11 protein-coding genes are annotated in these 12098 nt (G+C 62.8%); 7 read left to right on the top strand and 4 right to left on the bottom strand.

Features of this window, described 5'->3' with window-relative positions:
- Positions 1 to 183 precede the first annotated feature (183 nt).
- Positions 184 to 1407 carry a tetratricopeptide repeat protein gene (locus FHS78_RS10885; protein WP_167094098.1) on the top strand — a complete coding sequence of 408 codons (1224 nt, stop codon included), beginning with the start codon at positions 184 to 186 and terminating at the stop codon, positions 1405 to 1407.
- A gap of 30 nt (positions 1408 to 1437) precedes the next feature.
- Here FHS78_RS10885 and yghU read toward each other — a convergent pair whose 3' ends face one another.
- On the bottom strand, positions 1438 to 2292 hold the full coding sequence (gene yghU, locus FHS78_RS10880; protein WP_167094096.1) for a glutathione-dependent disulfide-bond oxidoreductase: 855 nt from the start codon (positions 2290 to 2292) through the stop codon (positions 1438 to 1440).
- A gap of 142 nt (positions 2293 to 2434) precedes the next feature.
- Between yghU and FHS78_RS10875 the strand changes: the two genes are divergently transcribed.
- The 3 genes from FHS78_RS10875 (at position 2435) to FHS78_RS10865 (ending at position 5283) form a co-directional block, all read left to right on the top strand.
- Positions 2435 to 3067, top strand: coding sequence for a TetR/AcrR family transcriptional regulator (locus FHS78_RS10875; RefSeq protein ID WP_167094094.1), 633 nt, complete (start codon positions 2435 to 2437; stop codon positions 3065 to 3067).
- A gap of 210 nt (positions 3068 to 3277) precedes the next feature.
- Positions 3278 to 3865, top strand: coding sequence for a TetR/AcrR family transcriptional regulator (locus FHS78_RS10870; protein ID WP_167094092.1), 588 nt, complete (start codon positions 3278 to 3280; stop codon positions 3863 to 3865).
- A 152-nt stretch (positions 3866 to 4017) separates the two neighbouring features.
- Positions 4018 to 5283 (top strand): cytochrome P450, encoded by a 1266-nt coding sequence (locus FHS78_RS10865; protein ID WP_167094090.1) that lies wholly within the window; start codon positions 4018 to 4020, stop codon positions 5281 to 5283.
- 99 nt (positions 5284 to 5382) lie between these two features.
- Here the strand turns inward: FHS78_RS10865 and FHS78_RS10860 are convergent, their stop codons facing one another.
- From FHS78_RS10860 to nirK, 3 genes are all read right to left on the bottom strand, one after another.
- The gene (locus tag FHS78_RS10860; RefSeq protein WP_167094088.1) at positions 5383 to 7671 is read right to left on the bottom strand and encodes an arylsulfatase; all 2289 of its coding nucleotides are present in this window, start codon (positions 7669 to 7671) and stop codon (positions 5383 to 5385) included.
- Positions 7672 to 7850: 179 nt separating this feature from the next.
- Positions 7851 to 8318, bottom strand: coding sequence for a pseudoazurin (locus FHS78_RS10855; RefSeq protein ID WP_167094086.1), 468 nt, complete (start codon positions 8316 to 8318; stop codon positions 7851 to 7853).
- 87 nt (positions 8319 to 8405) lie between these two features.
- Positions 8406 to 9467 carry a copper-containing nitrite reductase gene (gene nirK, locus FHS78_RS10850; protein ID WP_167094084.1) on the bottom strand — a complete coding sequence of 354 codons (1062 nt, stop codon included), beginning with the start codon at positions 9465 to 9467 and terminating at the stop codon, positions 8406 to 8408.
- Positions 9468 to 9599: 132 nt separating this feature from the next.
- On the opposite strand from nirK, the gene FHS78_RS10845 reads away from it, so the two are divergent.
- The 3 genes from FHS78_RS10845 (at position 9600) to FHS78_RS10835 (ending at position 11836) form a co-directional block, all read left to right on the top strand.
- Positions 9600 to 10298, top strand: a complete 699-nt coding sequence (locus tag FHS78_RS10845) for a Crp/Fnr family transcriptional regulator (RefSeq protein ID WP_167094082.1) — start codon at positions 9600 to 9602, stop codon at positions 10296 to 10298.
- A gap of 91 nt (positions 10299 to 10389) precedes the next feature.
- Entirely contained in the window at positions 10390 to 10605 is a 216-nt protein-coding gene (locus FHS78_RS10840) for a DUF1858 domain-containing protein (protein ID WP_167094080.1), read from the top strand.
- A gap of 7 nt (positions 10606 to 10612) precedes the next feature.
- A complete protein-coding gene (locus FHS78_RS10835; protein WP_167094078.1) occupies positions 10613 to 11836 on the top strand; it encodes an NnrS family protein in 1224 nt (407 codons plus the stop codon).
- Positions 11837 to 12098 lie beyond the last annotated feature (262 nt).

The following is a 12098-nucleotide window of genomic DNA, read 5'->3' as shown; positions in this document are numbered from 1 at the left end:
CTCGAGGACCGGTTCGTCGACATCGCCGGCATGCAGCCGCAGCCGGAAGTCCATCTCAGGCCCAACCGCCTCGTCAAATACGACTATGTCGCCAAGGTCCTCTCCGCAGCCCAGCGCCTCGGCGTCACTAAAATAGGCTTCGTCGGTAACGAACAATATATGGAGTGAGGGATACGGTTTCCCATGAGTAACGTGAGTACATTCGACATCTTCAAATTCGCCCGCGCCCTTTTTCTGGCGGCGGTTCTGCCGCTCGGCATCGCGGCGGCGGTCATGGCGCCCGCCGCCGCGCAGGCCGCCGAAACCATGTCGGCGGAAGTCGGCAAGCCGCTTCAGGCCGCGCAGAAACTCGCCAAGGCCGGCAAATATGCCGCTGCATTGAAAAAGACGCGCGAGGCCGCCGCCGTCAAGAAGCAGACGGATTATGAGAGCTTCGTCGTGAACGACTTCATGGGCTATCTCTCCGCCCGTCTCGGCGACTACGCCTCGGCGGTGAAGGCCTATGAAACCTCCTATGCCTCACCTCATGTCGCTGCCTCGCAAAAGCCCAAGCGGCTTCAGGCGCTGGCCGACATGGCCTATCGCGGCAAGATGTACGACAAGGCCGCGTCCTTCGCGACGCAATACAACAAGAGCTTCGGCCCGAACCGGAACATGCAGGTTCTCGCGATGCAGAGCGATTATCTGCGTAAGGATTATTCGGGCGCCGCGAAATCCGCCGCCGCGCTGGTGGCCGCGGCTGAAAAGTCCGGCAAGGCACCGGAAGAGTCCTGGCTGCAGATCCAGATGGCGAGTGCTCAGCAGGCCGGCGACAAGGCGATGCGCGAGGCGGCGCTCATAAAGCTCGTCAAATATGCGCCGTCCCCCGTCTACTGGAAGCAATATCTGGCGGATATGCAGCGCGCGCTCGGCACCTCCGACCGCATGACGCTGGAACTCGACCGCGTCCTTCTCGCAAAAGGCTATATGGATAGCTCTCGCCGCTACATGGAGGCGGCCCAGATCGCCATTCAGCTCGGCCTGCCGGGCGAGGCGAAGCGGCTGATGGAGGAAGGCTTCGAGAAGGGCGTTCTCGGCGGCAAGGACAAGAACCGCGAATTGCGCCTGCTCAACATGGCCAAGAAGCTCGCAGCAGAGGACAGGCAGACGCTGGCAAAGGACGCCCCGACGCCGAAGGGCAAGGCGGCGCTCGGCGAGGCTTATGCCACCTACGGCCAATATGACAAGGCGATTGCCCTCTACAAATCGGCGCTGGCGGCTTCCTTCCCGGACGCCGGTCTCGCGCGCCTGCATCTGGCGCAGGCCTATCTTGCCACCGGCAGGAAAGCCGAGGCGCGAAAGGCTCTCGCAGGCATCGAGGACGGGAAGGCGGCGAGACTGGCGCAGACCTGGCTACTGCTCGTTTGACAGCCGGTCGCGCCGCCCTGACGGTTTCGATTATTTCGCCTTGTCGAAATCGCTTGCGTCATGGCGTTCGGGAAGCTGGCTCTCGGGCTCGCCCCAGACGCGGTTGACCATGCGGCCCCGCTTCACCGCGGGCCGTTCCGAGATCTGTTCCGTCCAGCGATTGACGTGCTTGTACTCCTGCACGCTCAGGAATTCGCCGGCCTCGTAAAGCAGCCCCTTGGCGAGCGCGCCATACCAGGGCCAGATCGCCATATCGGCAATCGTGTAATCCGGCCCGGCGATATATTCATTGTCGGCAAGCTGACGGTCCAGCACGTCGAGCTGGCGCTTCACCTCCATGGCGAAGCGGTCGATGGCATATTCGATCTTCACCGGCGCATAGGCATAGAAGTGCCCGAAGCCGCCGCCGAGATAGGGGGCCGATCCCATCTGCCACATCAGCCAGGAATAGCATTCCGCCCGCGCCGCGAGATCCTTGGGCACGAAGGCGCCGCCGAACTTCTCGGCGAGATAGAGCAGGATCGCTCCGCTTTCGAAAATCCGCGTCGGCTTGTCGGTGCTGCGATCCATCAGGGCGGGGATTTTCGAGTTCGGATTGATCGCCACGAAATCCGAGCCGAACTGGTTGCCTTCGCCGATATTGATGAGCCAGGCGTCGTATTCCGCGCCCTTGTGACCGGCTTCCAGCAGCTCTTCCAGCATCACCGTCACCTTCACGCCATTGGGCGTCGCCAGCGAATAGAGCTGGAAGGGATGCTTGCCGACCGGCAGTTCCTTGTCATGCGTCGGGCCGGAGATCGGCCGGTTGATGTTGGAGAAGCGGTTCTCGTTCTTGTCCTTCTCCCAGGTCCAGACTTTCGGCGGCGTGTATTCACTCTCTGACATGTAAAATTCTCCTTCCCGGAATTTCGTGTGTAGTAATTGGGGCTTCGGCCGCGCAAAGGCAATGCAAATCCCTGTGATCGGTCATCGGCCGTTTCCCCGCGTGCCTTTTGCGGCACGCCCGGCGATCGCTTAAGTTGTCGGTATGAAAGAAATTTCCGTGCCCGAAAGCCTGTCGGAAAGGCCGGTCGTCGAACCGCGCCAGCGCCGCGCCAAGGCGACCTATCGCAGCCTGCTGGGCGCCGCGCAGCAAATCCTCGCCGAAGAAGGGCTGGAAGCGCTCAATTCCAATGCCATCGTCGAACGCGCCGGTCTGACGGCGCCGACCTTCTATCGCTATTTCGAGGACAAGCATGCCATTCTGGCCGTGCTCGGACGGGAGCTGATGGAAGCGCAGAACGCGGCGCTCGAAACGGCGGCCGCCGATATGCCCGAAGCGCCCGGCGAGCTGGCGCGGCTCAGCAGGGATCTGCTCCGCCGGACCCTGGAGATCACCGAGACATTCGAGGGCGGCTATGCGCTGATGGTGTCGCTCCGGGCGATCCCCTCTTTGCGGCCCATCCGTCTTGCCTCCCATGCCTATGTGGCCGAAATCCTCACCGGACGGTTCCTGGAAGCCTTTCCGGAGGTGCCGCGCGCCGACGCCTATGACCGTTGCCGGCTGTCGGTCGAAATCGGCTACGCCGCCGTGGAGATGCTGCTGGAAACCGCCGAATGCGATCGCGAGCGCGTTCTCGAGCGGACGGCGGAAGCGGTGCGGGCGGCGATCGAGCCGTGACCGGGCCGGTCGTTTCGCCGGCTTCGATCTTCGACGCGCCCCGTTTTCTCCCGTTTTCCGCACGGTTCCGGACAAGTTGCCGGCAAGAGCGTGACAAGTTGGTCCGGCTTTCCTACATGCTAAAATGAAAAAAGTGATGGACGCCCCCCGCAGGGGGAATTACGGCCGGGATAGATCAAGCCGCCCCGGCGTCGGGAGGATCGCGCAGGCATGAGGTCGGGAGCCGATGTCACATCGCTGGAAGTTGGCGGCGTCAGGGCCCGGGCCCTGTCGGCGGCCTCGCATATTCTGGCGACGCGCGGACCCGAAAAGATGAGCCTGAGGGCCATCGCCGAAAGCGCCGGCATCGGCACGACCTCCATCTATCATTATTTCGCGAACAAGGACGAGCTTCTGCTCAATCTGGCGCTGATGGGCTTTCGCGACCTGCGCCGTCAGATCGTCCGATTCCAGACAAGCCCCGAATACGACAATGCGATGCAAGCCAGCGCGCGCGCGTTCTTCGATTTCGCCGAGACGCATCCGGCCTTGTTTTCGCTCATGTTCTCCGAGCGCCTGATGGCCCGGCACGAAGCGCTGCGCGAAGCGGAATACGACACGTTCCTGGCCTATCAGGCGGCGGTCGAGGCCGACGAGCGGATGCCGGCGGAACATCGCGCGAATGCCGCCTTCGCCCTCTGGGCGCTGGGGCGCGGTATCGCCGCCATCATGTCCTCCTATCCCGACGGCAAGCTGCCCCCGGACGTCGCCGAAAGGATCTTCGCCGGCGCCTCCTATCTCATCAACCACCCCGATTGAGGAAAACCCCCGGGGCCCCCGCGGGATTGCCGAACGCTGTTCGAAGGCGTCTTATTGACGATCAAACGCGAGAACAGGCGGTCCGGGGCGTTCTGCGCTGCCGGAAAGTCGCCGGAATTACTTTGCCAGATCAATGGCTTAGGGAGATTGAGATGAGCGTGGCACTGCTTGACAAGGACGAGGCGCACGACGCCGCCTATTCCCAGCCTCTCGAGGCGCTGGACCCGGCCCAGCCGGCCCTTTTCCAGGCCGATGCGATGTGGCCCTATTTCGAGCGCCTGCGTAAGGAAGACCCGGTGCATTACACGGCCGAAAGCGAGTTCGGTCCCTACTGGTCGATCACGAAATACCACGACATCGTGGCCGTCGATACGAACCACCAGGTGTTCTCGTCCGACTTCATGAAGGGCGGTATCACCATTGGCGGCGGCCAGGCGAATTTCGACCCGCTGCCCATGTTCATCGCCATGGACCCGCCCAAGCACGACGTGCAGCGCAAGGCCGTGAGCCCGGCCGTGGCGCCCAATGCGCTGGCCGAGATGGCGCCGCAGATCCGCGAGCGCGCGGCGGGCATTCTGGACGGCCTGCCCATCGGCGAGGAGTTCGACTGGGTCGATCTCGTTTCCAAGGAACTGACGGCGATGACGCTCGCCACGCTCTTCGATGCGCCGCAGGAAGATCGCCGCAAGATCACCTACTGGTCGGATGTCGTGACCGCCGCGCCCATGCCGGGCGGTCTGGTGGAAACCCTGGATCAGAAGCTCGAGATCTTCCAGGATTACCACGCCTATTTCACGGAGCTGTGGAACAGCAAGGTCAATGCGGAGCCGCATGCCGACCTCATCTCCATGCTCGCGCATCATCCCGAAACGCGGAACATGGAGCCGCGCGAATATTTCGGCAATGTGGTGCTTCTGACGGTGGGCGGCAACGACACCACCCGCAACACCATCTCCGGCTCGATTTACGCGCTCAACAAGAACCCGGACCAGTACAAGAAGCTGCGCGAAAACCCGGAGCTGATCCCCTCCATGGTGTCGGAGACGATCCGCTGGCAGACGCCGCTCGCCCATATGCGCCGCACGGCGAACCAGGACATCGACTTCAAGGGCAAGAAGATCCGCGAAGGCGACAAGGTCGTCATGTGGTACGTCTCGGGCAATCGCGACGATGAAGTGATCGAGAACCCGAACGCCTACATCATTGACCGCGAGCGTCCGCGCCAGCACATCTCTTTCGGCTTCGGCATCCACCGTTGCGTGGGCAATCGCCTCGCCGAGCTGCAGCTCACCATCATCTGGGAAGAAATCCTGAAGCGCTTCCCGGAAGTCGTTCTGGTGGAAGAGCCCAGGCGCGTCTATTCGACCTTCGTGAAGGGCTATGAGTCCATGAAGGTGGTGATCCCGAAGCGCAACTGAGCCGCGGGATAAGGCAACGAACGCAAAGCCCCTCGCCGAAAGGCGAGGGGCTTTTTCGTTTAGGGTGCGCCGCTTCTCCGAGAGGCGGAAAGGCTGCCGCTACTGGCGGGAAAGCGCGGCGCGCACCTGCGCCTCGTCGGCCTTGTCGGCGGCCTCCCGGTCCTCCCTGTCGCGCTTTCGCGGCGGCAGGTCGAATATCACGCGGGAGATACGGCCCGGATAGGCGAAAGGCGCCGAATAGGCATGGCTCACCGGCGCGGTGCTGCGGCAGAAATCCATGCCGATGCTGGAAATCATGAAGAGCATTTGCGGGATCGCGCCGCTTCCGACCTCCTCGCCGTCGTAACGCAGGCTGACAACGCCGCCGCCATCCGCCCCGCGCGCAATATCCGCCGTGACGTCATGCACACCGTCCGGCACTGGCGCGGTGGACCTCACCAGTGTGTGGTCGTGGAAGCAGTTATAGTCGAAATGCAGATAGCCGCCCTCGATATAGAGCGCATAGCCGCTGTTGATGTTGCCGCGCGCCACCAGCACGCCGTCGCCATTCCCCTTCGGATGGTCGAGCGCAACCGTCATCCGCCAGCCGCGAAACACCGGCGGGCAGGCATCGGCCACGATATGCGAAAGCGGCGGATAATAGACGAAGCGGCTGCGCGAGGTCGGCATGCCGGGGCGGCGCGAGGCGCGGAAGAGGTCGAACGCGCCCCGGTCGTCCAGCGGCAGCACGCCGTGTTGCTCGGCTTCGCGCCACCAGGCTTCCACCATCTCTTTCAGCCGCGCGGGCTCGGTCTCGGCCAGGTCGCGATATTCGGAAAAATCCGTATCGAGATGATAAAGCTCCCACTTGTCGTCCTCGAAGGGCACGCCGCGCTGGTGATGCGTCACCGCCTTCCATCCGTCGACCCAGATGCCCCGGTCGCCGCCCATCTCGAAATATTGCGTGGAACGGGACGGTGCGGCGGAACCGTCGAACAGGATCTCCTTGAGGCTCGCCCCGTGGATCGGCATTTGCGGTACGCCCGCCACCGTCTCCGGCGGCTCGATATCGAGAAGGTCCATCAGCGTCGGCGCAATGTCGATGGCATGGCAGAACTGGCGGCGGGTCTCGCCCGTCTTGCCCAGCTTTGCAGGCCAGCGCACGATCAGCGGATCGCGCACGCCGCCGCCATGCGTATTCTGCTTGTACCATTTAAGCGGCGTATTGCCGGCCTGCGCCCAGCCCCAGGGAATATTGCTGTGGCTGTTGAGTGTGCCGATATCGTCGAGCCGCGCCACGGCCTTATCGACATCCTCCGGCATCATGTTGAAATATTTCATCTCGTCGAAAACGCCGGTCGGCCCGCCTTCCTGGCTCGCGCCATTGTCGGAAACGAGCAGGAAGATCGTGTTCTCGTCGAGGCCGAGTTCTTCCAGCGCCGCCATCAGCCGGCCGATCTGCTGGTCCGTATGGTCGAGCATGGCCGCAAAGGCTTCCTGCAGCCGCGCGGCGAAGCGCTTTTCATTTTCGCTGAGGTCGTTCCACGGTTTCACGCCGGGATTGCGCGGTGCGAGCGCCGTGTTTTCCGGGATGACGCCCATCTGCTTCTGCCGCGCGAACCATTGTTCGCGCGCCACGTCCCAGCCCTCGTCGAACTTGCCGCGATATTTCTCGAGATACTCGTCGGGCGCCTGATGCGGCGCATGCATCGCGCCGAAAGCGAGATAGAGGAAGAAGGGCCGCTCCGGCACTACCGACACCGTATCGCGGATGAAGGAGATGGACTTGTCCACAATGTCTTCCGACACGTGATAACCTTCTTCCGGCGAAGCGGGCTGGTCGATGAAGTGATTGTCATGGGTGAGTTCGGGGTGGAACTGGTCCGTCTCGCCCTGCAGGAAGCCGTAATAGCGGTCGAAGCCGCGTTGCAGCGGCCAGTTGCGATAAGGCCCCGCCGCCGTGCATTCGGCCATGGGCGCCAGATGCCATTTGCCGGTCGCAAAGGTGGTGAAGCCGTCCTCACGCAATATCTCGGCAATGGTCGCGGCGGATTTCGTCACCGCCCCGCGCATGTTCGGATAGCCCGTATCCATGTTGGAGACCGCGCGCATGCCGACGGCATGGTGGTTGCGCCCCGTCAGCAGGCAGGCGCGGGAAGACGAACACAAAGCGGTCGTGTGGAAGCCGGTGAATTTCAGCCCTTCGCCCGCCAGCCGGTCGATATTCGGCGTCGCGATGGTGGAGCCATAGCAGCCCAGATGCGCAAAGCCCGTATCGTCGAGCACGATCATCACCACACTGGGCTTGCCGATGGCGGACGAGGCCGCCGGCCAGGCCGGTTGCGAGTCCTGAACCGTCTTGCCGATCTCGCCTTCGAAATCCGGTTCCGCGGGATGCCGGTAGCTCATTGTCGCCTCCTCCTCATCAACGGCTTTTGGAGAAAGGCTAGTTCGCTCCGAATTTAATGTAAACCATTAGAAAGTGAGCTGCCCGCAATCGGGCACAAGGACGGCAGAAAAACGGGGAGAAGCACCGTGCTTCTCCCCTGCGCTGTTCCACCCGCTACCGGGCCATCCATGAACGCAATTTACTTGGCGGCGGCGAGTTCCGTTTCGGCCTGCTTCAGAAGCTTTGCCATCCTCGCTTTCGCCATGCCGGGTTGTTTCACCTTTTCCGCCGCGGCGAGATTGGGTGCGCCCTTGCCGACATGGATTACGCCCACCATGCCCATCGGGTAGTGCGGCATGCATTTGTAGCCGTAGATGCCTTCCTTCTCGAAGGTCACGGTGAGCGACTTGCTCATCTGGCCCTGGAAAGGTTTTGCGCCTTCCGGAACCATGCCCTTGATGCTCTGGGCGTTGTGCCCGGGGTCGGTGGAGACGAAGGTCACGCTGTCGCCGGGTGCGATGTCGAGATAGGCGGGCTCGAAGACCATCATGCCGCTCTCGCTGCGATTGAGCATTTTGACTTCATGGTCCGCCGCGCGGGCGGGCAGTGCCGGCAGCGCGAGGCTCAGGCCGAGCACTGCGAGCGCGATATGCATATGGAGTTTCATCTGTCCGTTCCTTGAACTTGGGGAGATTGGGTCGGGGAGGGGAGAAGGGCGGACATGCTCTGTCCGCCCTCATCTTGCATACGGCGGTCAGTCCGCCAGACTCACATCTTTCCGGCCCGTATCGAAGATCGCGCTCTTGGCCGGGCCGTCCACCACGATCTGGGCGACGAGCCCCCGTTCGAGACGGGAGAGCGCATGATCCACGATCAGGTATTCGCCGGGCACGTCGAAGGTCACTTCGGCGACCGTCGTCCCGCCGGGCGCCACGGTCACGGTCTGCACGTCCTCGGTGGCCAGGCTTTTCAGCGAGCCGTAGGAATAGACCTTGTCCATGATCTCGCCGATGATGTGGAAGCTCGACGTCTTGTTCGGGCCGCCCACGCCGAAGAAGATGCGTACTGTCTCGCCCGTATGGGCCTTGATGGCATGCTCTCCGCTAAGAGAACCGACTGCGCCGTTGAAGACGTAATATTCCGGCTTCTCGTCGAGGAGCTTGTCGTAATCGGTGTATGCCTCTCCGGTCGTGCCGTATTTGGCGTCCGTATAGACCTCGCCCTGCATGACGTAGAGTTCCTTGTCCACCTTCGGCAGGCCGTCTTTCGGCTGTACGAGAACGAGCCCGTACATGCCCGCCTGGATGTGGTCGGCCACCATCGGCGTCGCGCAGTGGTAGACATAAAGGCCAGGCTTCATCGCCTTGAAGCTGAAATGGTTTTCCTCGCCCGGCGCCGTCTGTGTCGCGACCGCGCCGCCACCGGGGCCTGTCACCGCATGCATGTCGACCGAATGCATCAGCATGCTGTTCTTGTCGTTCTTGAGCGTGACGTCGATCGTATCGCCCACTCTGGCGCGCACGAAGGGGCCGGGCACATGGCCGTTGAAGGTCCAGTAGCGAAAGCTGGTCCCGTTGGCGAGCGTCCCTTCCTTCTCGATCGTGTCGAGCACGACCTTCACCGTGGCCGGATGGTTCCGCGTGATGGGCGCGGGCAGATCGGTCGGATCGAGCGAAATGCTTTCCGGTTTGGCGGGGGCATCGGCGTCGGCGGCGAAAGCCGGATAGGCGATAGCGAGGCCGGCGCCAAGGGTCAGCGCGGTTGCGATGGCAACGGCGCTTGCAGTGCTCGCGAGCGCTTCTTTGAACGTCTTCATTTGCGTTCTCCTTGACGCTTGGGGTGATGTTCGGGAAGGAACCTAGGAGGGGATGGCGCTTTGCGATTTGCGCTGCGACAATTCCCGGCGGGTTTTTGGATACGTATTCCTACGGAGGGGCGAGCGAGAGGGATGGATATCGGTAGCCGTACGGAACTGCTGCGCTCGGTCGGATTGTTTCGCGGGCTGGAGCGGGAAGATCTCGCCGCCGTCGCGGAAGCCGCGCGCGAACAGCCCTTTTCAAGGGACGAGACGCTGTTTTCGCAGGGCGACGACGCGACGCACGGGTTTGTGGTGGGGTGGGGCCGCATCCGGCTCGACAAGGTCACGCCCGAGGGGCAGAACGTCGTGCTGCGGCATATGGGCCCCGGCGACATGATCGGCATTGTCGCCGTCCTCCGGCGCATTCCCTTTCCCGCGACGCCCGTCGCGCTGGAAGACGGCCTCGCGCTGAGCTGGAGCGCCGGCCGTTTCGCCGAGCTGATGAACCGCTTCCCGCCCATCGCGCTCAACGCCATCGATGTCGTCGGCGGCAGGGTGGAGGAATTGCAGCGCCGCCTGCAGGAAGTCGCCACGCAGCGCGTGGAACAGCGCATCGCTGCGACGCTCCTGCGCCTGGCCAACCAGTCCGGCCGCAAGGTGGAAGACGGCATCGAGATCCCCTTCGCGCTGTCGCGTCAGGATCTCGCCGAAATGACCGCGACCACCTTGCACACGGTCAGTCGCACGCTCTCTGCCTGGGACAGTGAGGGCATCGTCGAGTCCCGCCGCTCCAGCCACCTCGTCATCCGCCGTCCGCACCGCCTGGCGGAGATTGCCGAACATGCATGACAGCCTGTATGAGCTTTATTTGCGCTCCCGCAAATGGGATTCCCTGTATCTCCTCTAGTGTCTCTCCGGTAGCTGAACGCTGGAGGATGAAATGCTGGATGTCGATTTTGCGACCACGACGATCGCCGATCTGCTTCGGCGCTGGCCCTGGGCGGCCCGTGTCTTCATCGATTACAGGATGAAATGTCCCGGCTGCCTTCTCGCTCCCTTCATGACGATCCATGACGCGGCCCGCGAATACGGCGTCGATGCCGAAACGCTGAAGCGCGACGTCGTGGCCGCCTGCATTCCCGAACGGGAAAGGTGAGCGGCAGATGGTAAAACCCGGCCATACCCCCATCCCCCGCTACAGGCGGCAATCCGGCCCCGCGATCCTCGATCAGGGCTTCCGTCCCTTTTTCCTGTTTGCCGCGCTTTATGCCGCCATCGCCATGTCGGGCTGGCTGCATATGCTGCTGGCGGGCGGCCTGCCGCCGACGCTTTTCGGCCCGATAGGCTGGCATGCCCATGAAATGCTCTATGGCTTCGTCATGGCCGTGGTCGCGGGCTTCCTGCTGACGGCGATCCCCAACTGGACTGGCCGCATGCCGCTTCAGGGCCTGCCTCTGGCGGGGCTGGTATGCCTGTGGCTGGCGGGCCGCGTGGCGGTGTCGTCCTCCGCATATATCGGCGCCCTGCCCGCCGCGCTTGTCGATCTTGCTTTCCCGCTTGTCTTTGTCGCCATCGTGCTGCGCGAGATCGTCTCGGGCCGCAATTGGCGCAATCTCCCCATGGTCGCCGCCTTGCTCGCTCTGACGCTCGGCAATGCGCTGATGCATCTGGAGGCCGCCGGGTGGACGTCGCTTTCCGGCCGGTTCGGCGGCGCGGGCGCGCGGCTCGGCCTCGGCGTCATGGTCATGCTCATCTCGCTCATCGGCGGGCGCATCGTGCCGAGCTTCACGCGCAACTGGCTGGTGAAGCGCGGTTCGGCCGCGCTGCCCGCAGGCTTCGGTACGGTGGACCGTCTGGCGCTCGGCGCGACCGGGCTTGCCGCGTTGGTCTTCGTGCTTGCCCCGGCCTCCGCCATGCTTGCCATCCTTGCCGCGCTCGCGGCCCTTCTTCAACTTGTGCGTCTGTCGCGCTGGCAGGGCTGGCGCACGGGGCCCGAACCGCTCGTCCTCGTCCTCCACGCTGCCTATCTCTGGTTGCCGCTCGGCTTCGCGCTTCTGGCCGGCAGTGTTGTCTGGCCGGCCCTGCTGCCGCCGGCGGCCGCAATCCATGCCTTCGCCGCGGGCGCCATCGGCACCATGACCGTGGCCGTCATGACGCGGGCGACACTCGGTCACACGGGCAGGACGCTTATGGCAGACCGCGCGACCTGCCTCATCTACGCCGCGCTTTTTATCGCAGCTTTCTTTCGCATTGCGGCATCGCTCTGGCCCGCTTTCATGCTGCGTTTCTTCGAAGTGTCGGGCGTTTTCTGGACCGCCGCCTTTCTCGGTTTCGCCATTGTTTATGGCAGATATCTCATAAGGCCGCGGCCGCGCACCTCATCCTGACAAGCGGTGGGCCAGTTCTGCGGCGATTTTCGTCAACTCGAAGATACGGATGTGATGCGCTGTCTCACTGGGTTATGAACATTTGATTCAAATCAAAATGCAGGGACCCATTACTTTGGGTGTTCCAAAGTGAATACGCTGTTATTGGGTGGATTCTGCATTGCAGCACGACATGGCGAAAAATTATTCCGTAAAGGATCCATAATACTAACCGAATTCATAAAACTGCATGGAAAAGCGTCTAGCCTCTTTCTACGATAGG

Source organism: Parvibaculum indicum, from assembly GCF_011762095.1.
GTDB classification, from domain to species: domain Bacteria; phylum Pseudomonadota; class Alphaproteobacteria; order Parvibaculales; family Parvibaculaceae; genus Parvibaculum; species Parvibaculum indicum.
This window is presented reverse-complemented; position numbering and strand designations above follow the sequence as displayed.